This is a genomic window from Pseudomonas benzenivorans, assembly GCF_024397895.1.
Taxonomy (GTDB): Bacteria; Pseudomonadota; Gammaproteobacteria; order Pseudomonadales; family Pseudomonadaceae; genus Aquipseudomonas; species Aquipseudomonas benzenivorans_A.
This window is the reverse complement of the sequence record NZ_CP073346.1, coordinates 2,308,315-2,329,095: the sequence shown is the minus strand read 5'-3', so window position 1 is coordinate 2,329,095 and position 20,781 is coordinate 2,308,315. Positions and strand designations below refer to the sequence as shown.

Genomic DNA, 20,781 nt, shown 5'->3' with positions numbered 1-20,781 from the left:
TGGTTCAGCGTTGTGGATCGCCGCGATACTGCAACGCCTCGGCCAGGTGGCCGCGACCGATCTGCTCGACCTGCTCCAGGTCGGCCAGGGTGCGCGCCACCTTGAGCACCCGGTGCGCCGCGCGCAGGGACAGGCCGAGGCGTTCGCAGGCGGACTCCAGCCAGCGCTGGTCCTCGGCCGGTAGGGCGCAGTGCTGGCGCAGCCCGGCGAGGTCGAGAAAGGCGTTGGCCAGGCCCTGGCGGCCGAGCTGGCGCTGCCGCGCCGAGGCCACCTGGGCGGCTGCGCTGGCGGTGTCGCTGCCAACGCTGGTGGGTGCATGCAGGGCGGTGGTCTCGCGGGCCACGGTCAGGTGCAGGTCGATGCGGTCGAGCAGCGGGCCGGAGAGCTTGCCGCGGTAGCGGGCGATCTGCTCCGGGGTGCAGCGGCAGCGGCCGCTGGGATCGCCAAGATAGCCGCAGGGGCAGGGATTCATCGCCGCCACCAGCTGGAAGCGCGCCGGAAAGCGCACCTTGTCGCGGGCCCGGGCGATGACGATCTGCCCGCTTTCCAGGGGCTCGCGCAGCACCTCCAGTACCTTGCGATCGAACTCGGGCAGCTCGTCCAGGAACAATACGCCCTGATGGGCCAGGGTGATCTCGCCGGGCTGGGGACGGCTGCCGCCCCCGACCAGGGCCGGCCCGGAGGCGCTGTGATGGGGCGTGCGGAACGGCCGCTGGGGCCAGGCGTCCAGCGGCGCGTGACTGGCCACCGACTGAATGGCGGCGACTTCCAGGGCCTCCTGCTCGTCCAGCGGCGGCAGCAGGCCGGGCAGGCGGCTGGCCAGCAGGGTCTTGCCGGTACCGGGCGGGCCGCTGAGCAGCAGGTTGTGCGAGCCGGCGGCGGCAACCAGCAGCGCGCGCTTGGCGGCGGCCTGGCCCTGCACCTCGGCCAGGTCCGGATAGGGCCGGGTCTGGCGCAGCAGGCCGAGGGACTGGAAGGGCGCGATAGGCGTCTGGCCGCTGAGGTGGGCGGCCAGCTCCAGCAGGTGGTCGACGGCGATCACCGTCAGCCCCGAGGCCAGGCTGGCCTCCTCGGCGTTGGCCTTGGGCACCACCAGGGTGCGTCCGGCGGCGCGCGCGGCCAGGGCGGCCGGCAATACGCCCTGCACCGGGCGCACGGCGCCGGACAGGGCCAGTTCGCCGAGGCACTCCAGCTGTTCCAGCGCCGCGCCGGGCACCTGGCCGCTGGCGGCGAGAATGCCCAGGGCGATGGCCAGGTCGAAGCGCCCGCCGTCCTTTGGCAGGTCGGCCGGGGCCAGGTTCAGGGTGATGCGGCGGGGCGGAAAGTCGAAGGCCGAGTTGAGGATGGCGCTGCGCACCCGGTCCTTGCTTTCCTTGACGGCCGTTTCGGGCAGGCCGACCAGCGCCAGGGACGGCAGGCCGTTGGCCAGGTGCGCCTCGACGGTGACGGCGGGGGCCTCGACGCCGACTTGGGCGCGGCTATGGACTATGGCCAGGGACATCGATCACTCCTTGATCGTCTGCCTCGCGGGTGAGCGGTTACTCGGCGGGCGGTTGCGGCGCGCTTTCCAGGCGTGCCTCCAGTTCGGCGACCTTGGCCTCCAGCGCCTCCAGGCGAGCGCGGGTGCGCGCCAGCACGGTCATCTGGCTGTCGAACTCTTCCCGGCTGACCAGGTCGAGCTTGCTGAAGCCGCTCTGCAGCAGCGCCTTGAACTGGGCTTCGAATTCGCTGCGGGGCAGCGGGGTGTCGCCATTGAACAGGCGCGAGGCATGGGCGCCGAGGGCGTCGAGCAGGGCTTTGGGTGGCAGCATGGTGCGGTTCCAGTGGCAAACGGCGGCAGTGTAGCACGCGCCCTCTGGCAGGGCGCCGCCTCGAATCTAAGCAGCAGCGCGCACGGTTATTGCGCGTCCATCGCTACATGGCTGCACCATAATTGTGCGTTCTGCGTGCCGGAACGACGGTGCCGGGGTGGTGGTCAGGCCTCATATGCCTGAAGTAGAGGGGTTTTAGAGGACCTGGCAAGGTTTCTGCTTAGTCCTAGTTACCCATGCACCAATGAGTTTCGGTGCGTCAGTCGGGGCGGGGGAGTGCCTCGACTGAGGCGGTCGATGGACATTGGTGCGGTAGCGGCCGAGTTAGGGCGGTCGATGCATTACAAAAGCCAGGCACTGCGCATAGACTTGAGCCGGGTTCGTAATTCCTGGGGCAAGTCCACCTTACACGGGAGAAAGTTTCATGAAGCTAGTCACTGCCATCATCAAGCCGTTCAAGCTGGACGACGTCCGTGAGTCACTGTCGGAGATCGGCGTGCAGGGCATTACCGTCACCGAGGTCAAAGGCTTCGGGCGGCAGAAGGGCCACACCGAGCTGTACCGCGGCGCCGAGTACGTGGTCGACTTCCTGCCGAAGGTGAAGATCGACGTGGCCATCGCCGACGATCAGCTGGATCGGGTGATCGAGGCCATCACCAAGGCCGCCAACACCGGCAAGATCGGTGACGGCAAGATTTTCGTGGTCAACCTGGAACAGGCCATTCGCATCCGTACCGGCGAAACCGATACCGACGCGATCTAAGCACCCTTCGAACCCCCACGCCCCAGGAGTTAAACCATGACTCTGCGAACCTTCGCAGGGCTAGGAGCCCTTTTGTCGCCAATTTCAGGCTTTGCCCTGGAAGTGGAGGCAGAAACCGCAGGCAGTGTTCCAGTCTCTGCCGCGCTTTGCCTGACCCTCGCCGGTCTCGTGCTCTTCCTAGTAATGGCTATGCCTGGTCGCGCTGAATCGAAGCTCAAGGCCCTGATTACGGCTGATCTGAACAACGAGCGTGGCAATAACCTTTAAGACACGAAAGACGTCCGCCGCCAACACGGACGCCTAACCGAATAGCGCGAAAAAGCGCAACGGCAAGAGGTGAAGCATGGACAACACAGCATTGACTGCATTGCAGTATGGATTTGATACCTTCTACTTTCTGGTCTGCGGCGCCCTGGTGATGTGGATGGCGGCGGGTTTCGCCATGCTCGAGGCCGGGCTGGTACGGGCCAAGAACACCACCGAGATTCTCACCAAGAACATCTCCCTGTACGCCGTGGCCAGCGTCATGTACCTGGTGCTTGGCTACCACATCATGTACTCCAGCCCCGAGGGCGGCATCCTGCCGAGCCTGGGCTTCCTGCTCGGCGACGAGAACGGCGCCGATGCGGTGCTCGGCGGTGGCGATGACGCGCCTTACTACTCGGCCCGTTCCGACTTCTTCTTCCAGGTAGTGTTCGCCGCCACCTGCATGTCGATCGTCTCCGGCGCGGTGGCCGAGCGCATGAAACTGTGGGCGTTCCTCGCCTTCGCGGTGGTCATGACCGGTTTCATCTACCCGGTGCAGGGCTTCTGGAAGTGGGGCTCGGGCTTCCTCAACGAGGCCGGCTTCCTCGACTTCGCCGGTTCCGGGGTGGTGCACATGGCCGGCGCCTCCGCCGCCCTGGCCGGGGTCCTGTTGCTCGGTGCGCGTAAGGGCAAGTACGGCCCCAGCGGCCAGATCAACGCCATCCCCGGCTCCAACCTGCCGCTGGCAACCCTGGGTACCTTTATCCTGTGGATGGGCTGGTTCGGCTTCAACGGCGGTTCGCAGCTGAAGATGAGCACCGTCGAGGACGCCAACGCCGTCGCCCAGGTATTCGTCAACACCAACATGGCCGCCGCCGGTGGCCTGATCGCCGCGATGATTGTGGCGCGCATCCTGTTCGGCAAGACCGACCTGACCATGGTGCTCAACGGTGCCCTGGCCGGCCTGGTATCGATCACCGCCGAGCCGCTGACCCCGGGCGCCCTGCAGGCGACCCTGATCGGCGGGGTCGGTGGCGCGCTGGTGGTGTTCTCCATCCTCGCCCTGGACAAGCTGAAGATCGACGACCCGGTGGGTGCCATCTCGGTGCACGGCGTGGTCGGCATCTGGGGCCTGCTGGCGGTCTGCCTGACCAACGCCGATGCCAGCCTGGGCGCCCAGTTGCTGGGTATCGCCTGCATCTTCGCCTGGGTCTTCGTCGCCAGCCTGATCGTCTGGTCGATCCTCAAGGCGGTGATCGGCCTGCGCGTCAGCGAGGAAGAAGAGTACGAAGGCGTCGACCTTGCCGAGTGCGGCATGGAAGCCTATCCGGAGTTCACCAAGTCCTGATTGGCCGGACTTTCCACGAGGGCGCCTTCGGGCGCCCTTTGTTTTTTCTCGCAGCGCGCTAGAATGCCCGCCGTTGAGCACGTTTGCGCTGGCGCAACGGGCTCCCCCCGAGCCGCTCCGCTTCTGGCGGCTGTGTCGGGCAAGGGCACTGGATTTTTTACCGGCGGTGTACGATAGGTTACGCAGCTGGTCTATAACTAACCTGCTTTTCGCAAGTCATGAGGTTGAACATGAGCGACGAAGATCTGGAACAAGACGACCTGGAAGGGGCTGACGAGGATGATGGCGAGGAGCTGGCTGCCGCCGAGGACGACGACAGCGGTGAGGACAGCGGCAGCGATGCCGTAGCGCCGGTCAAGAGCAAGGCCAAGAGCAAGGCCAGCGCCGACGCCGATGAGCTGCCCAGCGTCGAAGCCAAGCAGAAGGAGCGCGATGCCCTGGCGCGCGCCATGGAAGAATTCCTGGCGCGCGGCGGCAAGGTCCAGGAGGTCGAGCCCAACGTGGTTTCCGACCCACCCAAGAAGCCGGACAGCAAGTACGGGAGCCGCCCCATCTGAGGGCCGCACCGTGCTGTCAGAGCCCGCCTGTCGGCGGGCTTTTTTCTGCCTGCACGTCTGCCCGGGACAGGGCGGGAGTGGCGCGTGCTAGATCCAGCGCTCCAGCAGTGCCGGCAGCTCGGCCAGGCTGCCGATCTCCGCGTCGGGCGCGCCGCTCGCCTGCCATGGCTTGCCCTGGGGGTTGAACCAGATCGCCCGCAGGCCGGCGGCCTGGGCGCCGGCGATGTCGTCGCTGGGGTGATCGCCGATATGCACCGCGTGCTCCGCCTTTACCCCGGCGCGCGCCAGCGCCTCGGCAAAGGGCTTGGGGTCGGGCTTGCCGACGCCCAGCTCCTCGGCGCACAGGGCGAACTGGAAGTAGTCGGCCAGGCCCAGGCGACGCACGTCGGCGTTGCCGTTGGTGATCACCCCGAGCTGGAAGCGGTTGGCCAGGGCTTCCAGGGTCGGGTGCACCTCGGCGAACAGCTCGACCTGATGGCGCGCGGCGAGGAATATCTGGAAGCCGCACTCGGCCAGGGTGACCGCTTCCTCATGGCCGTAGCCGGCGCTCTCCAGGGCGTTGAGCAGGATGCGTCGGCGCAGTTCGCTGAGGCGGTGCTTGAGCGCCGGTTCGTCGTCCAGCAACTGGGCGCGAATGGTCCACAGGTGATCGACCGGCATGGCGCCCAGGCGCGGGGCATGCAGGCTCAGCCAGTTGCGCAGCGCCGCTTCGGCGTCCTGCATCACCGGGGTCACGTCCCACAGGGTGTCGTCGAGGTCGAAGGTGATCAGTTCGATGGTCATTCTGCGTCGCCTTTGCGTTTGGCCCGTGGATGGGCACGGTCATACACCGTGGCCAGATGTTGGAAGTCCAGGTGGGTGTAGACCTGGGTGGTGGCGATGTCGGCATGGCCGAGCAGTTCCTGCACCGCCCGCAGGTCCTGGGAGGACTCCAGCAGGTGACTGGCGAAGGAGTGGCGCAGCATGTGCGGGTGCAGGTGCTGGCCGAGCTCGCGCACCCCGGCCTGGCGCACGCGCAGTTGCACCGCGCGCGGGCCGAGGCGCCGACCGCGCTGGCTGATGAACAGCGCGCCGTCGACCGGGCCGGCCAGGGCGCGCAGGGCCAACCACTGCTCCAGCGCCTGGCGGGCCATACGCCCGAGCGGCAGTTCGCGGGTCTTGTTGCCTTTGCCGCAGACACGTACCAGGCCGGCGGCCAGGTCGAGGCCGTCGAGGTTCAGGCCGACCAGCTCGGACAGACGCAGCCCCGAGGAGTAGAACAGCTCGAGCATGGCCTGGTCGCGGCGGGCGAGAAAGTCGTCCTCCAGGGCGCCGTCGAGCAGTTGTGCGGTGCGGTCCGCGTCCAGCGCCCTGGGCAGCCGCCGCTCACCCTTCGGCGGGCTCAGGCCGCTGGCCGGGTCATGCTGGGCCAGGCCTTCGCGGATCAGGTAACGGTAGAGGCCACGCACCGCCGAGAGCAGGCGCGCCAGGCTGCGGCTGGACTGGCCCTGCTGGTGCAGCTTGGCCACCAGGTGCCGCAGCCGGCGGGTATCCAGTGCGGTCCAGGCGGACAGCTGCTGTTCTTCGCAGTAGGCCAGCAGCTTGCCGAGGTCGCGGCGATAGCCGTCCAGGGTGTGGGCGGACAGCTGCCGTTCGCTGCGCAGGTGTTCGAGGTAGGCGTCGAGGCGGCTTTGCATGGTGACTCCGACGGGAAGCCGGCGCCGAGCCTGGCGGCCCGGCGCGCTTGGCAGGCTTCAGCGCACCGAGCGCAGCGGGGCGGCGAAGCGCGGCAGCACGCGGGCCAGGACCTCGGCGATATAGCCGAGGAACAGGGTGCCAATGGAGCTCTTGTAGTGTTGCGGATCGGCGCTGCCGATCGCCAGGACGCCGTGCAGGCCCTGATGCGACACGGCCACCACGGCGGCCGAGCCGACCTGTTCGGCGTCGTCGGCGCCGAACAGGAACGTCAGCTCGTGCTTGCGCAGCACGCCGCAGATGGTCTTGCCGCCGGCCAGCAGGCCGCCGATGGCCTGGTGCGCCTCGGCGCTGCTGACCGAACGGCCAACCGGCAGCGGCGCCTCGCTGAACAGGATCAGGCTGACGAAGGGCACCTTGAATTCGCTGCGCAGGCTGTCCTCGACGGCGCTGACCACCTCTTCCAGGCTGGTCGTGTCGAGCAGGTCGAGCACCAGGCGGCGGGTCTTGTCGAACAGCCGGTCGTTCTCCCGAGCCACGTCCATCAACTGCGACAGGCGGTGGCGCATCTCGATGTTGCGCTCGCGTAGCAGCTTCACCTGGCGCTCGACCAGGGACACGGTGTCGCCGCGCTGGTGCGGGATGCGCAGCTCGGGGATCAGCTCGTCGTGGTCGATGAAGAACTCCGGATGAAGGCGCAGGTAGGCGGCGACCGTCTCCGAGTCGAGTGGCTTGGGCGCTTGCGGCTGGTCGGTCATAGGCGAACCTGTCCTTCGAATACGCGGACTGCGGGCCCGGTCATCATAACGGGCTGGCCATGGCCTGCCCACTCGATGGTCAGGCGTCCGCCCGGCAGCTCGAGCTGCACCGGCGAATCCATCCAGCCCTGGCGAATCGCCGCCACTGCCGCCGCGCAGGCGCCGGTGCCGCAGGCCTGGGTCTCGCCGGCGCCGCGTTCCCACACCCGCAGGCGTGCGCGCTGGCGGTCGATGACCTGGAGGAAGCCGACGTTGACCCGCTGCGGGAAGCGCGGGTGGTGTTCGAGCTTGGCGCCCAGGCTGTGCACCGGCGCGTTGTCGACGCTGTCCACGCGCAGCACCGCATGGGGGTTGCCCATGGACACGGCGGCCAGCTCGACGGTCTGGCCGTCCACCTGGACCGGATAGCTCAGCGCCTCGGCGTCGGCCTGGAAGGGAATCTGCTGCGGTTCCAGGCGCGGCGCGCCCATGTTGACGCAGACCTGGCCATCGTTGCGCACGTCCAGCTCGATGATGCCACCCTTGGTTTCGACGCGGATCTGCTTCTTCACGGTCAGGCGCTTGTCCAGCACGAAGCGGGCGAAGCAGCGCGCGCCGTTGCCGCACTGCTCCACTTCCGAGCCGTCGGAGTTGAAGATGCGGTAACGGAAGTCGACGTCCGGGTTGCTCGGCGGCTCGACGATCAGCAGCTGGTCGAAGCCGATGCCGGTGTGGCGGTCGCCCCACTGCTTGGCGTTCTTCGGCTGGATATGCGCGTGCTGGCTGACCAGGTCGAGGACCATGAAGTCATTGCCCAGGCCGTGCATCTTGGTAAAGCGCAATAGCATCGAGGTCACTCCGGCAGGCGGCTTTCGCCCGCAAAGAGTTCGTCGAGGGTTTCCCGGCGGCGTACCTCGAAGGCCTGCTCGCCATCCACCATCACCTCGGCGGCGCGGCCGCGGGTGTTGTAGTTGGAGCTCATGACGAAACCGTAGGCGCCGGCCGAGCGCACGGCCAGCAGGTCGCCCTCGGCCAGGGCCAGCGCGCGCTCCTTGGCCAGGAAATCGCCGGTCTCGCAGATCGGTCCGACGATGTCGTAGGGGCGGGCCTGGGCGTCGCGCGGCTGCACCGCGACCACGTCCATCCAGGCCTGATACAGCGCCGGGCGGATCAGGTCGTTCATCGCCGCATCGACGATGGCGAAATCCTTGTGCTCGGTGTGCTTGAGGTACTCGACCCGGGTCAGCAGCACGCCGGCATTGGCGACGATCGAACGACCCGGCTCGAACACCAGGGCCAGGTCGCGACCGCTAATGCGCTGGCGTACGGCCTTGATGTAGTCGCCGGCCAGTGGCGGCTGCTCGTCGCGGTACTGCACGCCGAGGCCGCCACCCAGGTCCAGGTGCTTGAGGGCGATGCCGCGCGCGGCCAGGCGATCGACCAGGGCCAGCAGGCGCTCGAGGGCGTCGAGGAAGGGAGGCAGGCTGGTCAGCTGCGAGCCGATATGGCAATCGACGCCGATCACCTCCAGGTTCGCCAGAGCGGCGGCGCGGGCGTACACAGCCTCCGCGTCGGCGATGGCGATGCCGAACTTGTTCTCTTTCAGGCCGGTGGAGATGTAGGGATGGGTGCCTGCATCGACATCCGGGTTGACCCGCAGCGACACGGGCGCCTTTACGCCCTGTTCGGCGGCGACCACCTGCAGGCGTTCCAGTTCGTCGGTGGATTCGACGTTGAAGCAGTGCACGCCCACTTGCAGCGCGCGGCGCATGTCGTCACGGCTCTTGCCGACGCCAGAGAAGACGATTTTGGCAGGCTCACCGCCAGCGGCCAGGACCCGCTCCAGTTCGCCCCGGGAAACGATGTCGAAGCCGGCGCCGAGACGCGCCAGGGCGTTCAGCACGCCGAGGTTGGAGTTGGCCTTGACGGCGAAGCAGACCAGGTGCGGCATGCCCTGCAGGGCGTCGGCGTAGGCGTGGTACTGGGCTTCGATGTGCGTGCGCGAGTAGACATAGGTGGGTGTACCGAAGCGCTGGGCGATGGCGGACAAGGCCACGCCCTCCGCGAACAGCTCGCCGTCGCGGTAGTTGAAAACGTCCATGAGCCGTCCTTATTCGTCTTGCGCGGAGGCGGATGAACTGTCATCCGGCAGGTACAGCGGGCCTTTCTGGCCGCAGCCGGCAAGCAGGGAGGTGACGGCGACGAGCGCGATGAGGGCAGTTAGCAGCCGCTTCATGGGGAAATCCTTGTAAAAAAGCACGATTGGGCCGGAGTATACCGGCCCCCCGGCGCCTTGCCTATGCGCCGGGATTCCCGTCCGGCGGGGCTTTGCCGCGGGTTTCAAGGCGCTGGCGAGGGGGCTGGAGGATTGCTGGCGGGGGCGTTCACAAGGCGGGCCGACTCCGCCGATCGGACCGCTCTGGCCGGCCTTGGATACGCCTGGTCTCGGCATTGAAAGCGCGCGGGCACGCCGAACGGTCGGTCTCCGGTCGGCAAATCAGCAGCGCCGGTTGGGCGAAGTCGGTTTATCCTTCTGCCCATTGCCGAACGCGACAGGCCGGTGACGGCTGCTGCATTATTCGTGCGCCTCGGCGCCGCCCGCCGACGTGCACATGCCCCAGCAGCGCTGCGCATGCCTGATACACCTGAATTTTTCGAGGACAGCCGTAATGAGTTTGACTGAAGCCCGCTTTCACGATCTGGTCGATGCCGCGCAGCAAGCGGTGGAGGACATCTTCGATGACAGCGACCTGGACCTCGACCTGGAAAACTCCGCCGGGGTGCTGACCGTGCGTTTCGAGAACGGCAGCCAGCTGATCCTCAGTCGCCAGGAGCCGATCCGCCAGCTATGGGTCGCGGCGCGCTCCGGCGGCTTCCACTTCGATTACGACGCGGCCAGCGAGCGCTGGATCTGCGACAGCAGCGACGAACTGCTCGGCGAAATGCTGGCGCGCATCACCCTGGACCAGGCGGGCGCCGATCTTGAGTTCGACGAGCTCTGAGGAGCGCGCCGCCTCTGAAGCCGTCGCCTCACCGTGCCGGCGCCAGTGCTGCCTGGACGAGCGCGACATGTGCCTGGGTTGCGGCCGGCTGCTCACGGAGATCCTGGAGTGGAGGCGTGCCGACAACGGTCGCCGCCGGCTGATCTGCCAGGATGCCCAGGCACGCTTGCAGCAACGGCGCTGACCGGCCGGTCTTGTTTATTTGGATGGCTGTGTTACGGTCGGCTGAAACCCCTCGCAAAACCCCGCCGCTCTGGTGGGGTTTTGCTTTTTTCGCCTCCCGCTAAGGAGCCTCGTCCCAGCATGAGCAGCGCACCGCCGATCACCATAACCCGCCTCGACCTGCAGCGTCTGGAGCGCCTGCTCGACAGCCTGGAGGACTTCGGCGCGGGCGCCGTGGCCCTGCAGGCCGAGCTGGATCGCGCCGAGGTGGTCGGTCACGACGAGGTGCCGGCCGGTGTGGTGACCATGAACTCGCGGGTGCATTGCCGCGAGGAAAGCAGTGGCAAGGACTACCACCTGACCCTGGTCTACCCGCAGGACGCCGGTGGCGAGGGACGGGTGTCGATCCTCGCCCCGGTTGGCAGCGCCCTGCTCGGCCTGTCGGTCGGCCAGCACATCGACTGGGTGGGTCCGAGCGGCAAGTCGCTGAAGCTGGCCCTGCTGGCGGTGGAGTACCAGCCCGAGGCTGCAGGGGAGTACAGTCGCCCGGCTTGAGCCGCTTGTCGCTGCGTCGGCCTGGGTATTGCGCCCGGTGCTGACCTGCATTCAGTCGCAGCCTCCGCCACAACCACCCCCGCCTCCGCTGTCGCCGCCCGACCCACTGCAGCCAGTGCCGGCGCAGCCGGAGCTGCAGCCGATATGGCTGGCGCAGTAGGCGCCCGCCGCTCCACTGGCGCCGCAATCCAGGCGATAGATGAAGCCGTCGGCGATGCCCAGTTCGGCGTCCAGGGCGAACAGCAGGGGCAGGCGGGTGGGCTGGCGCGGGGCAATCGACTCGCGGGCACAGGCCAGCCGCCAGGCCCGGCGAATGCCGGCATTGGCGGCCTGGGAGTGGGGCATGGCGTCGTTCGGCGTGTGGTGCAGGAAGCGCCCCAGTCCCTTGTTACAGAAGTCGCGGTACTGGCGGGTGTAGAGGATGAACTCGTGCCAGGCCACATCCACTGCCTGGGACGGCATGGCGACCATGCGCCGCCGGGCCATCCGGCACAACTGAAAATACTCGCGCAAGCCAGTCAGCACCTGTTGGATCTGCTGCGTGCTGAGGTGCGGGTAGCGTTCGGCGAGCTTGATGCGCAGCCGCTCGGGGAAGCGATAGTCGGCGATGAAGGCTTCGCGGCGCCGACATAGCGCTCGCCAGCAGCAGTAGGCCATCAGCAGCGAGGTGGCAATGAACAGCGAGGTGGTCAGGGTCATGGGCGAAAGGCTCGAGGCTCAGGCGTGTGCCAGGGCGTTGTTCAGCGCTGCTTCCAGTTCCGCCTTGTAGCGCAGGTGCTGGACCGTCTGTGTCGGCCGGTTGCCGAGCACGGCGGACAGGTCGAGGTCGGTGATGTAGCAGGGGTAGCGCTCGCCCGTGCGACGTTGGGCGAGGATGTGGCGGGCCGCGGCGGCGAACAGGCCGTCGCGGTACTCCAGCTCGGAAAACTCGCGGTGATTGCAGTACAGGGTGATGCTCGGGCGCCGGCCTGTGCCCGGCTCGACGATCGCCTGGACGTCATAGAACGGGTGGTTGACCGGGGCCGGCGGTGGCGGGCGCCGCTCCAGGCGCTGCGCGCGCAGTGGCGCGGCCGGCAGCACCTGATAGTAGAGCACCTCCGGCGGCGCCGGCGGCACCGGACTGTCCAGCGCCACTGTGGCATTGCGCCGATACAGAAAGGCGCGCAGGAAGCGCTGCAGCGGTGTCAGCAGGCTCTGCTCGTCGTGAAAGGGTAGCGTCTGGCGCCACAGCGCATTGTGCTCGTCCAGCACGGTCAGCTCCGCCGTCGCCTGGCTCTCGTGCAGGCGGTAGAACACCTGGATGCAGTCGGGCCGGCCGAGCGCCAGGATCAACGCCAGGTCCTCGCCCTCCAGGGCGTTGCGGTCGAGGTGCAGCGGGCTGTAGTCCGGCTGCTCGTTGCCCAGGTAGGCGAGCAGGGCGGGCAGGTCATGCAGCGCCGTATGCCGGGTCTGGCCGGGCACCCGTTCGAGCACGTGGTAGTGCTGCTGGATCTGCAGCAGGTAGCGGTTGCGCGGTTCGGCGCCCAGGTGCTTGAGCACGTCGCGCAGCAGCCCGTCGACCCGCTCGGCGATGGCCATGGCGCGGTTGCGGCAGAAGCAGCGCACCTGCAGTCGGGGGTGCTCGGCGCCGGCCGGCAGGCCGTCGAGCAGGCCGCGCAGGCAGTCGAGAAGGGCGTTGGGCCCGGCGTAACGCTGCACCGTCAGCTCGTTCCAGCTGTTCAGGTTGACCTGGTCGAGGCTCAGGATTAGGTTTTCCCGGGTTCCCGAATAGCCCAGCGCATCGGTGCGCTCGCTGGTCATGTGCACGTCCATCTGGCTGTGCTGGCGCAGCGGGTCGAGGCCGACATTGACCAGCAGCAAGACCGTGCATGGCACGCTGGGGCGCAGCAGCGCGGCTTCCTCAATCGGCGGCAGCGGCAGTGGCAGGGCCTGTTGCAGGCTGCCCAGCAGGTTGAACAGTTCGGGCTCGCTGAGGTCGCTGCTGCCGGGGTGCAGCGACAGCCGGGTGCTGCTGTCGATGACGCCGTTGCGATGACACCAGGCGAGCAGTTCGATCAGTTCGCCGGCGCGCTTGAGCGGGGCGAAGTCCGCCCATTCCTGGGCGCCGAGGCTGCCGCGAAACAGCGCCCACTGGGGCTCACCCGGCGCCTGCGGGCTCGGGCCATGCACCAGGGTGAGGATGTCCTCGCCCAGGTCCGGGGCGATGCCCGGGTTGATGATCTCGACCTTGCCGGCCTTGCGCTCGAAGGCGGCATACAGGCGCCGACCGAGCACGCCGAGGTCGCGACGGTTGAGCGAACTGCCGGCCTGTTCGCGGCGGGCGAACTGCGAGAGAAAGCGGTAGCTGTAGGTCAGCTCGTTGACCAGCGTGCGTCGTTCGCTGCTGACCTGACGCAGCTTCCACTGACTGCGGCTGTCGAGCAGCGTCAGCTGGCGCTGGTCCCACTGCCATTCGCCGGTGAGGCGCTCGAGCAGCAGGCGTTGCCAGCTCTTGCGGCGGTCGCGCGACGTGCGGCTGAGTTTCTTGTTGACCTTCAGGTACAGGCAGCGGCGCACCAGGGCCAAGCGCTCGAGTTCGCCGCGTCCGCTCAGGTACTCCTCCAGGCGCCGGTAGACCAGCACATAGGGGTCCAGCTCGTCGAGGTCCAGGCGGTTGGCGTAGACCGCCTGCTTGAATCGCAGCGACAGGCATTCGACCCGGGGATGTTCGCTGGCATAGACCTCGGTGAGCAGCAGCTTGAGCACCGACTTGTAGGGCGACTCGATGCCCTTGTACAGCTGCCACATGCCGGCGCCGATGAACTCCTCCGGCGGGATGCGCGCCAGGTGGCCGAGGTCCAGCACCTCCTCGGCGCGGATGAAGCGCTTGCTCAGCAGGGCGCGGGTGTAGTCGTGGTAACGCGCCTCCTCGTACACCGGTACCAGCCACCACAGCGGCGTGCGCCCGGCCAGCCAGATGGCCGAGCGGTAGAACTCGTCGAGCAGCAGGTAATGCTGGGTGGTGCCGCAGTCATCGGAGGTCAGCTGGGCATCGCGGTCGCCGAGGCTGAAACGGGCCGGGTCGACCAGAAAGAAATGCGCCTCGGCGCCCTGGGTCGCGGCCCAGGCCTCGAGCAGTGCGCACTTCTTGCTCAGCTCGTCGAGTTCCTGGGGGCTGAGGTCCGGCGCGTGGCAGACCCACAGGTCCATGTCGCTTTGTTCGGCCTGGGCCACGGTGCCCAGGCTGCCCATCAGGAACAGTCCGTGAATCGGTTGCGGCGCGGGACCGCGGCGGGCCTTGTAGGCGAAGGAGCGGGTCAGGCGCTGGGCCTCGGCGAGCAGGGCGTCGTCGGGTTCGAAGCCGGACAAGCCGGCCGGGGTCAGTCCGGAGACATAGCCCGGCAGCAGCGGGTGGTTGACGTGAAACAGCAGCGGCAGCAGGCGCAGGACCAGTTGCTGGCGCGTCGACAGCGCCTGCAGGGCGCGCTGCAGGCGGCCGTCGTTGACCTTGAGAAAGCGCGCACGCAGTTGCGCCAGCACCTTGCGGTCGATGCCGTTGTCGATGTCCGGGCGGATTTCCTGGGTGCGGCTCATGTCGGGGCTCGGCGGGGCAGAATGCAACGGCTTGCAGCCGCCCATGCCTCGCGGCGGAGTTCGGGTGGTCGGTCGTGCCGCCGCTCGCGGTGCCGAGCGGCGGTCTGGGTGGCGCCTTGGGTCAGGCGTTTTCGCTGACGCTGAGGATGGTCACCAGGCTCTGGGCGTGCTCGGCGGCCTCCAGCCCGAGGCTGGTCAGGTAGCCACCATCGGCCTGGGTGACCAGGCCCTTGTCGTGCAGGCGCTGGGCGGCGGCAATCGCCTGGGGGGCGGCGACATGGTGAACCTTGAGGCCCTCCTGGGTATTGCTCAGGTTGAACAGTGCAAGCAGTTCCAGCTCGGCGACCAGATCAGGGGTGAAGGTCATAAGTGCTCCCGGTTCTTGTTGTCTTGCGCCGCGCACTGTTGGTGCCCGGCTGGTAGGTGGCCCGCACGGCCGATGGCAGTGTCGGGTGTCTGCAGTGTAGCGAGCCCGGTGTGAGTGCGCAGGCTTGGGCGACTGGCGTAGCGCGGTGGCGTCACTCCGCCTCTGCCGGATCTTCCGGCAGCTCGGGCAGCGCGCGCAAGGCCTGCTCGTAGGCAGTGTTGTCGAACGGGCGGTCTTCGGCAAGCATGGCCTTGACCTCGTGGGCCAGTACCAGCGCCATCATCTGCAGGATTTCGTCGCGCTCGTAGCCGACCAGACTCAGCTTGTTCAGCACGGCCAGGGCGGCGGCGGGCTCGCCGGCCTCGATCTGATTCTCGATGGCCTGCAGCAGTGCGGCTTCGGCGAAGGCTTCGTCTTCGGCTTCTGGGTGTTCGCTCATGTCGGGGTTCCTGGGGCTGAGCGGCCAGTGTGCCACGGCCGCCGCCACCGCGCCTCGCCATTCTGGGGCGGAAATGGTCGGAGCGGGGCTGGCCACTGGCCGGGTGCCCGGCGTAGTCTGTGCCCGGGTCATCACTGAAACGAACGCCGCGGCCGAGGTCGGCGCGGCCGCGGCACTGGAGGCGGCAAGCATGCGGGCGGAATTCGTCAATCCCTTTCTGGCGTCGATGCTCGAGGTGATGAGCACCATGGCGCGCCTCGATCTGACCCCCGGCAAGCCGCAGCGCAAGACCGACGAGCGGGCGCTGGGCGATGTCTCTGGCTTGATCGGCATGATCGGTCCGCAGACCCGTGGCTCGATGTCGGTGACCTTCCAGAAGGGCCTGGCCCTGGAGGCGATGCGCCGGATGCTCGGCGAGGCACCGGCGGAGATCAACGAGGAAGTCACCGACATGGTCGGCGAAATCACCAACATGGTCACCGGCGGCGCCAAGCGCCGCCTGGCCGAGAAGGGCTTCGACTTCGAGATGGCCACGCCGATGGTGGTGGCCGGCACCGACCACAGCATCAGCCATCACGCCCAGGGGCCAAGGATCGTCATGCCCTTCGAATCGCCGTTCGGCCGGGCGGTCATCGAGATCTGCTTCGAGTAGCGGCCAGGCGCCGCCCTGTCTCAGCTGCAGGGCCTGCCGACGCCCTTGAGTGAGCGCTTGAAGAACTGCAGCCGGTAGCCTTCCGCTGCGGCCTTTGCGCACATCTTGCTGTTGTAGGCGCGGTACTCGGCGATCAATACCGGCTTGCCCTGCTGGCGGAACAGCCGGTAACCGTCGCACTCCTGGTAGGCGTAACAGCTTTCGTTGACCGCGAAGTCGAAGTCGTCGACCAGCTGCGGCAGCAAGTCCACGGTGTTCTTCAGGCCCACGGCCAGGTCGCGGGCGTGGGCCTCGCGGGCCAGCCAGCGGTTGAAGTCGAGTTGATCGGCGGCGGTCAGCTGCAGGCCGTTGGGGTTGCTGTAGCCATCCACGTTGTCCGGGTCGACGCCGTGACAACCCTTGCTGACTGCCAGGTCCATACGTTTGGCGAGCAGCGCGCGAACGTCCGCACGGCGAATGTCCAGCCAGCGCTCGCCCGGCCAATCGGCCAACGGCGCGCCGAGCGCTGCGCTCGGGTAGGACGCCGCGTCCGGTCGCCAGTCCTCCCAGCTGCCGGCGCTGAAGTAGCAGATGACGATCCGGCCGACGGCTTTGAGGTCGCCGATGGTTTGCGCCGAGGTGTCGTACAGGTCGATGTCGTACAGCTGACGGTCGGGCCTCTGCAGCTTGCCGTTCAGCTGCATGTGCCAGCTCACCTGGCTGGGGATCACCAGGGGCGTGGCACAGGCCGATAGGGCGCCCAGGCCGGCGAACAGCAAGAGGCTTTGGAGGATCCTTTTCATGGCGCTTTACTCCCGGGCTGGCGTCCTATCGCGTGAGGCTTAGCCCGGGCGATCCGGACCTGCGTAGCGTCCAGCCTAGAGCCTTTGGCCGGCTATCGGGGGTGCGCTGCGTCACGATTCTGGCAGATGGTTCGTTGACGCTGCAATCGCGGCGAGTTTTCGCGGGTCAAGCTGCCGCCCGCACGCTCGCCTGCTCCGCCAAGTCGGGCCGTTCCGCCGCCCTTTGGGCAGCGCCGTCATTCTGCCAGGGCGACGCCCGATCCGCCCATTTCGCTGGGCACGTCCTGCCACTTGGGCAGGCCATCCTTGATCCTCAAGACTGCCTCCTGATAGTGCACATGTACCGCCGGGGCGAAGTCGTCCTGGCCAAGCAGCGCGACGGAGACGTCGATCAGCTTCATCTCCGGATGCTCGGTGAACAGGTGACCGCCGCACTTTCTGCACCACTGGCGCGTGCTCTGCGGGGTCTTGTTGTAGCGACCGATGTGCTCGGCGCCACGGGTCACCTGGAGGGCCTCGGGAGACCAAAGGGTGAAGGCATTGACCGGACCGGCCGACCAGTGGCGACAGGACGCGCAATGGCAATAGCCCATCGCGACCGGTTCGCCGCTGACGGTGAACTGGACGGCGCCGCAGAAGCATTGGCCTTGGTAGGTGGGTTGGCTGTTCATGGGGTTTCTCCTCTCGATGGCCGAGCCCAGGCCGGGTCAGCGGCTCGGGGCGCTCGGCAGGGCTCGGGGGTTACTGGTCGATGAAGCGCGCCGCCTGGGCAGGCGTGCGCCGCACCTGCAGTTCGAAAATGTCCGGGCGCGCGTAGTGTCCGCATACGTCCAGGGCCCGGCGCGCAGGGGCCACCTGGTTGCTGTCGATCTGCGCGTAGAGAATGCCGCTCTCGCGGTGCAGTGGCCCGGCGACGATGCAGCCCTTGGGGTCGATTACCACCGAGTCGCCGTCGTTGATCCACTCGTCCGGCTCGGGGAACAGCTGTTCGCGCCCCGGCAGATCGGCCGGGATGTCGCGGCCGCGCAGCACAGTGCCGCTGCCCAGGACCCAGCAGCGGCCCTCCAGGGCGACGTGGCGCAGGGTCGCCAACCAGCCCTCGCCGCTGTCGTAGGTGGGCGCGACGTAGACCTGCACCCCCTCGGCATACAGGCTGTAGCGCGCCAGGGGCATGTAGCTCTCCCAGCAGATCAGGGTGCCGACCCGGCCGACCGGGGTGTCCACCGTGCGCAGGCCGGCGGCGTCGCCCAGGCCATGCACCATGCGTTCGGGGTTGGTCGGCATCAGCTTGCGGTGGCGATTGAGCAACGTGCCGTCGGCGCCGATCAGCACCACGCTGTTGTACAGGGTGCCGCCGCCGCGGGCGTGCTCGCACTCGTTGAGGCCGCAGACGATGGTCAGCTTGTGAGTACGGGCGGCGGCTTGCAGGGGCTCGAGGTCGCCGCGGGCGATGTCCACGGCGTTGGCCAGCAGCTGTGCGTGCAACTGGCCCAGCAGGGCGCCGTCGCGACCGGCCGCGAGGCGCCAGATCCACGACGGGTAGCCCGGGATGTGCTGCTCCGGCAGTACCACCAGTTCGGCGCCTGCCGCGGCCGCTTCGCCTATCGAGTCCAGGGCCCGGGCAAGGGTGGCCGCGCGGTCGAGCAATACCGGCGGGCGCTGGATGATTGCGATCATGCTCATGGTCGTTCTCCTCATTGCGGTGAACTCGTGAGCTTTAGCCTGCGCCTGGCGCAATGGCGCAACTAGTCCAGAATCTGAAGTGTTGCTATCCCGAGGCCTGACGATGGACGACAGCTACGGCCAGTTCTGTACCGTTGCGCGCGGCGCCGAGGCGCTGTGCAGCCGCTGGACGCCCCTGGTGGTGCGCGAGCTGCTGTGCGGCAGCAAACGCTTCAACGATCTGCACCGCGGCGTGCCGCGCATGTCCAGCAGCCTGCTGACCCAGCGCCTGCGCCACCTGGAGGAGATAGGCGTGGTCCAGCGCACCGCCGTTGGCAATGTCTGGGAGTACAGCCTGACGGCCGCTGGCGAGGATCTGCGACCGATCGTCATGGCCCTGGGACATTGGGGCGCCCAGTGGATCGGCAGCCGCCTGCGCGACGATCAGCTCGATGCGGGATTATTGATGTGGGACGTGCGCCGCTTCGTCCAGCTCGAAGCCTTTCCGCCCTGCCCGGTGGTCATCCAGTTCTGCTTTCGTGATGCCCGCCCGGGGGAGGCGAGCTGGTGGTTGGTGGTCGAAGAGGGTGTAGCCGACCTGTGCCGCGACGATCCTGGGCGCGAGCTGACCCTGGTGGTGGATGCCACGGTGCGGGCCCTGACCGAGGTATGGGCCGGCGATCGCACGCCAAAAGAGGTGATCCGCGCCGATGAGTTGCGCGTGGAGGGCGGCGAGGCGGATGCTCGCAGGCTGTGGAGTTGGCTGGGCACCAGTGCCTTTGCCGAGACTCGGCGCAAACGTTCCGGGCCGCGACGCGGCTGAGGGCTTGTGCCGGCGGCGCCTTGCGCGCCGCCGGGTATGCCCCTGTTAGCGAGCGGCCAGCAGTGCCTGGCCGCGCTTGACCGCGGCGCGCACCTGGTTGGGTGCGGTGCCGCCGACGTGGTCGCGGGCGCCCACCGAACCCTCCAGGGTCAGCACGGCGAACACGTCCTGCTCGATCTGGTCGCTGAACTGGCGCAGTTCGTCCAGGCTCATCTCGGCCAGGTCCTTGGTGTTGTCGACGCCGTACTTCACCGCATGGCCGACGATCTCGTGGCAGTCGCGGAAGGGCAGGCCCTTGCGCACCAGGTAGTCGGCCAGGTCGGTGGCGGTGGAGAAGCCGCGCAGCGCCGCTTCGCGCATGATCGCGTGCTTGGGCTTGATCGCCGGGATCATGTCGGCGAAGGCGCGCAGGCTGTCGCGCAGGGTGTCGGCGGCGTCGAACAGCGGCTCCTTGTCTTCCTGGTTGTCCTTGTTGTAGGCCAGCGGCTGGCCCTTCATCAGGGTCAGCAGGCCGGTCAGGGCGCCGAACACGCGGCCGGTCTTGCCGCGCACCAGCTCCGGCACGTCCGGGTTCTTCTTCTGCGGCATGATCGAGCTGCCGGTGCAGAAACGGTCGGGCAGGTCGATGAACTGGAACTGCGCGCTGGTCCACAGCACCAGCTCCTCGGAGAAGCGCGACAGGTGCATCATCGCCAGGGCGGCGGCGGCGCAGAATTCGATGGCGAAGTCGCGGTCCGAGACGCCGTCCAGGGAGTTGCCGCCGACGCTGTCGAAGCCCAGCAGGCGGGCGGTGACCTGCCGGTCGATCGGGTAGGTGGTGCCGGCCAGCGCGGCCGAGCCCAGGGGCATGCGGTTGGTGCGCTTGCGGCAATCGACCAGGCGCTCGTAATCGCGGGACAGCATCTCGAACCAGGCCAGCAGGTGGTGGCCGAAGGTCACCGGCTGGGCAGTCTGCAGGTGGGTAAAGCCGGGCATGATGGTCTCGGCCTCCCGCTCGGCCTGCTCCAGCAGGCCCTGCTGCAGGCGCGTGATCTCGGCCAGGATGACGTCGATCTCATCGCGCAGCCACAGGCGGATGTCGGTGGCCACCTGGTCGTTGCGCGAACGGCCGGTGTGCAGTTTCTTGCCGGTAACGCCGATGCGCTCGGTGAGCTTGGCCTCGATGTTCATGTGCACGTCTTCCAGGTCGACGCGCCAGTCGAAGCGGCCGGCCTCGATCTCGCCCTGAATCTGCTGCAGGCCGTCGACGATGTTGTCGCGTTCGGCCTCGCTGAGCACGCCGACCTGGGCCAGCATGGTCGCGTGGGCGACGGAGCCCATGATGTCGTGGCGATACAGGCGCTTGTCGAACTCGACGGAGGCGGTGAAGCGGGCGACGAAGGCGTCGACGGGCTCGCTGAAGCGGCCGCCCCAGGATTGGTTGGTCTTCTCTGTGCTCATGGGATTCGCTCGGCTGGTGCGCTGATTCGTGCAGGCCGCGGATAACGGCCGGCGCGGCGGAAAAAGTCCGTCGATAATAACAGGGTCGCGGGCAAAATCGCCGCGGCGGTTTTGCCGGTCGAGCGCGTCGGATGACGGGATGCCAATGTAGGGCGGATCACAATTTGAGGTGCCGGCGGGTATTTCAG

25 protein-coding genes are annotated in these 20,781 nt (G+C 67.7%); 9 read left to right on the top strand and 16 right to left on the bottom strand.

The window, feature by feature from the left end; translation table 11 throughout:
• Nucleotides 1–4: 4 nt before the first annotated feature.
• Nucleotides 5–1,501 (bottom strand): YifB family Mg chelatase-like AAA ATPase, encoded by a 1,497-nt coding sequence (locus KDW96_RS10925; RefSeq protein ID WP_255840427.1) that lies wholly within the window; start codon nucleotides 1,499–1,501, stop codon nucleotides 5–7.
• A gap of 37 nt (nucleotides 1,502–1,538) precedes the next feature.
• Nucleotides 1,539–1,811 carry an accessory factor UbiK family protein gene (locus KDW96_RS10920; RefSeq protein ID WP_255840426.1) on the bottom strand — a complete coding sequence of 91 codons (273 nt, stop codon included), beginning with the start codon at nucleotides 1,809–1,811 and terminating at the stop codon, nucleotides 1,539–1,541.
• A 424-nt stretch (nucleotides 1,812–2,235) separates the two neighbouring features.
• Here KDW96_RS10920 and glnK point away from each other — a divergent pair, with 424 nt between their 5' ends.
• The 4 genes from glnK (at nucleotide 2,236) to sutA (ending at nucleotide 4,725) form a co-directional block, all read left to right on the top strand.
• Entirely contained in the window at nucleotides 2,236–2,574 is a 339-nt protein-coding gene (gene glnK / locus KDW96_RS10915) for a P-II family nitrogen regulator (RefSeq protein WP_003096476.1), read from the top strand.
• Nucleotides 2,575–2,610: 36 nt separating this feature from the next.
• Nucleotides 2,611–2,841 carry a hypothetical protein gene (locus tag KDW96_RS10910; RefSeq protein ID WP_255840425.1) on the top strand — a complete coding sequence of 77 codons (231 nt, stop codon included), beginning with the start codon at nucleotides 2,611–2,613 and terminating at the stop codon, nucleotides 2,839–2,841.
• Nucleotides 2,842–2,917: 76 nt separating this feature from the next.
• Nucleotides 2,918–4,168 (top strand): ammonium transporter, encoded by a 1,251-nt coding sequence (locus KDW96_RS10905; protein ID WP_255840424.1) that lies wholly within the window; start codon nucleotides 2,918–2,920, stop codon nucleotides 4,166–4,168.
• A gap of 230 nt (nucleotides 4,169–4,398) precedes the next feature.
• Nucleotides 4,399–4,725, top strand: a complete 327-nt coding sequence (sutA, locus tag KDW96_RS10900; protein ID WP_255840423.1) for a dormancy-specific transcriptional regulator SutA — start codon at nucleotides 4,399–4,401, stop codon at nucleotides 4,723–4,725.
• Nucleotides 4,726–4,812: 87 nt separating this feature from the next.
• On the opposite strand, the gene KDW96_RS10895 is transcribed toward sutA, so the two are convergent.
• The 6 genes from KDW96_RS10895 to lptM are packed head-to-tail and all read right to left on the bottom strand — an operon-like array spanning nucleotide 4,813 to nucleotide 9,372.
• Nucleotides 4,813–5,508 carry an HAD family hydrolase gene (locus KDW96_RS10895; protein ID WP_255840422.1) on the bottom strand — a complete coding sequence of 232 codons (696 nt, stop codon included), beginning with the start codon at nucleotides 5,506–5,508 and terminating at the stop codon, nucleotides 4,813–4,815.
• Complete coding sequence (gene xerC / locus KDW96_RS10890) at nucleotides 5,505–6,401, bottom strand: tyrosine recombinase XerC (RefSeq protein ID WP_255840421.1); 897 nt, start codon at nucleotides 6,399–6,401, stop codon at nucleotides 5,505–5,507. The genes KDW96_RS10895 and xerC overlap by 4 nt, the downstream gene beginning before the upstream one ends.
• Nucleotides 6,402–6,458: 57 nt before the next feature.
• Complete coding sequence (locus tag KDW96_RS10885) at nucleotides 6,459–7,157, bottom strand: DUF484 family protein (RefSeq protein WP_255840420.1); 699 nt, start codon at nucleotides 7,155–7,157, stop codon at nucleotides 6,459–6,461.
• A complete protein-coding gene (dapF, locus tag KDW96_RS10880) occupies nucleotides 7,154–7,984 on the bottom strand; it encodes a diaminopimelate epimerase (protein WP_255840419.1) in 831 nt (276 codons plus the stop codon). The genes KDW96_RS10885 and dapF overlap by 4 nt, the downstream gene beginning before the upstream one ends.
• A 5-nt stretch (nucleotides 7,985–7,989) precedes the next feature.
• Nucleotides 7,990–9,237 carry a diaminopimelate decarboxylase gene (gene lysA, locus KDW96_RS10875; RefSeq protein WP_255840418.1) on the bottom strand — a complete coding sequence of 416 codons (1,248 nt, stop codon included), beginning with the start codon at nucleotides 9,235–9,237 and terminating at the stop codon, nucleotides 7,990–7,992.
• A 9-nt stretch (nucleotides 9,238–9,246) separates the two neighbouring features.
• On the bottom strand, nucleotides 9,247–9,372 hold the full coding sequence (gene lptM, locus KDW96_RS10870; RefSeq protein WP_255840417.1) for an LPS translocon maturation chaperone LptM: 126 nt from the start codon (nucleotides 9,370–9,372) through the stop codon (nucleotides 9,247–9,249).
• A 433-nt stretch (nucleotides 9,373–9,805) separates the two neighbouring features.
• On the opposite strand from lptM, the gene cyaY reads away from it, so the two are divergent.
• From cyaY to rnk, 3 genes are all read left to right on the top strand, one after another.
• A complete protein-coding gene (gene cyaY, locus KDW96_RS10865; protein WP_255840416.1) occupies nucleotides 9,806–10,138 on the top strand; it encodes an iron donor protein CyaY in 333 nt (110 codons plus the stop codon).
• Between the two features lie 67 nt (nucleotides 10,139–10,205).
• Nucleotides 10,206–10,322 (top strand): DUF1289 domain-containing protein, encoded by a 117-nt coding sequence (locus tag KDW96_RS10860; RefSeq protein ID WP_255840415.1) that lies wholly within the window; start codon nucleotides 10,206–10,208, stop codon nucleotides 10,320–10,322.
• 119 nt (nucleotides 10,323–10,441) lie between these two features.
• A complete protein-coding gene (gene rnk / locus KDW96_RS10855) occupies nucleotides 10,442–10,855 on the top strand; it encodes a nucleoside diphosphate kinase regulator (RefSeq protein ID WP_255840414.1) in 414 nt (137 codons plus the stop codon).
• A 51-nt stretch (nucleotides 10,856–10,906) separates the two neighbouring features.
• Here the strand turns inward: rnk and KDW96_RS10850 are convergent, their stop codons facing one another.
• From KDW96_RS10850 to KDW96_RS10835, 4 genes are all read right to left on the bottom strand, one after another.
• Nucleotides 10,907–11,554, bottom strand: coding sequence for a glycine-rich domain-containing protein (locus tag KDW96_RS10850; protein ID WP_255840413.1), 648 nt, complete (start codon nucleotides 11,552–11,554; stop codon nucleotides 10,907–10,909).
• Between the two features lie 18 nt (nucleotides 11,555–11,572).
• On the bottom strand, nucleotides 11,573–14,428 hold the full coding sequence (locus KDW96_RS10845; RefSeq protein ID WP_255840412.1) for a class I adenylate cyclase: 2,856 nt from the start codon (nucleotides 14,426–14,428) through the stop codon (nucleotides 11,573–11,575).
• Nucleotides 14,429–14,549: 121 nt separating this feature from the next.
• A complete protein-coding gene (locus KDW96_RS10840; RefSeq protein ID WP_255840411.1) occupies nucleotides 14,550–14,795 on the bottom strand; it encodes a TIGR02647 family protein in 246 nt (81 codons plus the stop codon).
• A gap of 151 nt (nucleotides 14,796–14,946) precedes the next feature.
• Nucleotides 14,947–15,234, bottom strand: a complete 288-nt coding sequence (locus KDW96_RS10835; protein WP_255840410.1) for a hypothetical protein — start codon at nucleotides 15,232–15,234, stop codon at nucleotides 14,947–14,949.
• 190 nt (nucleotides 15,235–15,424) lie between these two features.
• Between KDW96_RS10835 and KDW96_RS10830 the strand changes: the two genes are divergently transcribed.
• Entirely contained in the window at nucleotides 15,425–15,886 is a 462-nt protein-coding gene (locus KDW96_RS10830; protein ID WP_255840409.1) for a chemotaxis protein CheX, read from the top strand.
• A gap of 20 nt (nucleotides 15,887–15,906) precedes the next feature.
• On the opposite strand, the gene KDW96_RS10825 is transcribed toward KDW96_RS10830, so the two are convergent.
• The 3 genes from KDW96_RS10825 to KDW96_RS10815 form a co-directional block, all read right to left on the bottom strand.
• Nucleotides 15,907–16,668: an endo alpha-1,4 polygalactosaminidase gene (locus KDW96_RS10825; RefSeq protein ID WP_255840408.1), complete on the bottom strand. Its 762-nt coding sequence runs from the start codon at nucleotides 16,666–16,668 to the stop codon at nucleotides 15,907–15,909.
• 236 nt (nucleotides 16,669–16,904) lie between these two features.
• Nucleotides 16,905–17,339 carry a GFA family protein gene (locus KDW96_RS10820; protein ID WP_255840407.1) on the bottom strand — a complete coding sequence of 145 codons (435 nt, stop codon included), beginning with the start codon at nucleotides 17,337–17,339 and terminating at the stop codon, nucleotides 16,905–16,907.
• 70 nt (nucleotides 17,340–17,409) lie between these two features.
• Nucleotides 17,410–18,351 (bottom strand): carbon-nitrogen hydrolase family protein, encoded by a 942-nt coding sequence (locus tag KDW96_RS10815; protein WP_255840406.1) that lies wholly within the window; start codon nucleotides 18,349–18,351, stop codon nucleotides 17,410–17,412.
• Between the two features lie 103 nt (nucleotides 18,352–18,454).
• Between KDW96_RS10815 and KDW96_RS10810 the strand changes: the two genes are divergently transcribed.
• Nucleotides 18,455–19,153, top strand: coding sequence for a winged helix-turn-helix transcriptional regulator (locus tag KDW96_RS10810; RefSeq protein ID WP_255840512.1), 699 nt, complete (start codon nucleotides 18,455–18,457; stop codon nucleotides 19,151–19,153).
• 45 nt (nucleotides 19,154–19,198) lie between these two features.
• Here the strand turns inward: KDW96_RS10810 and argH are convergent, their stop codons facing one another.
• Nucleotides 19,199–20,593, bottom strand: coding sequence for an argininosuccinate lyase (gene argH / locus KDW96_RS10805; RefSeq protein WP_255840405.1), 1,395 nt, complete (start codon nucleotides 20,591–20,593; stop codon nucleotides 19,199–19,201).
• Nucleotides 20,594–20,781 lie beyond the last annotated feature (188 nt).

Coding starts and splice junctions, on each gene's coding strand:
- KDW96_RS10925 (WP_255840427.1), bottom strand. CDS start 1,501: ATGTCCCTGGCCATAGTCCATAGCCGCGCCCAAGTCGGCGTCGAGGCC.
- KDW96_RS10920 (WP_255840426.1), bottom strand. CDS start 1,811: ATGCTGCCACCCAAAGCCCTGCTCGACGCCCTCGGCGCCCATGCCTCG.
- glnK (WP_003096476.1), top strand. CDS start 2,236: ATGAAGCTAGTCACTGCCATCATCAAGCCGTTCAAGCTGGACGACGTC.
- KDW96_RS10910 (WP_255840425.1), top strand. CDS start 2,611: ATGACTCTGCGAACCTTCGCAGGGCTAGGAGCCCTTTTGTCGCCAATT.
- KDW96_RS10905 (WP_255840424.1), top strand. CDS start 2,918: ATGGACAACACAGCATTGACTGCATTGCAGTATGGATTTGATACCTTC.
- sutA (WP_255840423.1), top strand. CDS start 4,399: ATGAGCGACGAAGATCTGGAACAAGACGACCTGGAAGGGGCTGACGAG.
- KDW96_RS10895 (WP_255840422.1), bottom strand. CDS start 5,508: ATGACCATCGAACTGATCACCTTCGACCTCGACGACACCCTGTGGGAC.
- xerC (WP_255840421.1), bottom strand. CDS start 6,401: ATGCAAAGCCGCCTCGACGCCTACCTCGAACACCTGCGCAGCGAACGG.
- KDW96_RS10885 (WP_255840420.1), bottom strand. CDS start 7,157: ATGACCGACCAGCCGCAAGCGCCCAAGCCACTCGACTCGGAGACGGTC.
- dapF (WP_255840419.1), bottom strand. CDS start 7,984: ATGCTATTGCGCTTTACCAAGATGCACGGCCTGGGCAATGACTTCATG.
- lysA (WP_255840418.1), bottom strand. CDS start 9,237: ATGGACGTTTTCAACTACCGCGACGGCGAGCTGTTCGCGGAGGGCGTG.
- lptM (WP_255840417.1), bottom strand. CDS start 9,372: ATGAAGCGGCTGCTAACTGCCCTCATCGCGCTCGTCGCCGTCACCTCC.
- cyaY (WP_255840416.1), top strand. CDS start 9,806: ATGAGTTTGACTGAAGCCCGCTTTCACGATCTGGTCGATGCCGCGCAG.
- KDW96_RS10860 (WP_255840415.1), top strand. CDS start 10,206: ATGTGCCTGGGTTGCGGCCGGCTGCTCACGGAGATCCTGGAGTGGAGG.
- rnk (WP_255840414.1), top strand. CDS start 10,442: ATGAGCAGCGCACCGCCGATCACCATAACCCGCCTCGACCTGCAGCGT.
- KDW96_RS10850 (WP_255840413.1), bottom strand. CDS start 11,554: ATGACCCTGACCACCTCGCTGTTCATTGCCACCTCGCTGCTGATGGCC.
- KDW96_RS10845 (WP_255840412.1), bottom strand. CDS start 14,428: ATGAGCCGCACCCAGGAAATCCGCCCGGACATCGACAACGGCATCGAC.
- KDW96_RS10840 (WP_255840411.1), bottom strand. CDS start 14,795: ATGACCTTCACCCCTGATCTGGTCGCCGAGCTGGAACTGCTTGCACTG.
- KDW96_RS10835 (WP_255840410.1), bottom strand. CDS start 15,234: ATGAGCGAACACCCAGAAGCCGAAGACGAAGCCTTCGCCGAAGCCGCA.
- KDW96_RS10830 (WP_255840409.1), top strand. CDS start 15,425: ATGCGGGCGGAATTCGTCAATCCCTTTCTGGCGTCGATGCTCGAGGTG.
- KDW96_RS10825 (WP_255840408.1), bottom strand. CDS start 16,668: ATGAAAAGGATCCTCCAAAGCCTCTTGCTGTTCGCCGGCCTGGGCGCC.
- KDW96_RS10820 (WP_255840407.1), bottom strand. CDS start 17,339: ATGAACAGCCAACCCACCTACCAAGGCCAATGCTTCTGCGGCGCCGTC.
- KDW96_RS10815 (WP_255840406.1), bottom strand. CDS start 18,351: ATGAGCATGATCGCAATCATCCAGCGCCCGCCGGTATTGCTCGACCGC.
- KDW96_RS10810 (WP_255840512.1), top strand. CDS start 18,455: ATGGACGACAGCTACGGCCAGTTCTGTACCGTTGCGCGCGGCGCCGAG.
- argH (WP_255840405.1), bottom strand. CDS start 20,593: ATGAGCACAGAGAAGACCAACCAATCCTGGGGCGGCCGCTTCAGCGAG.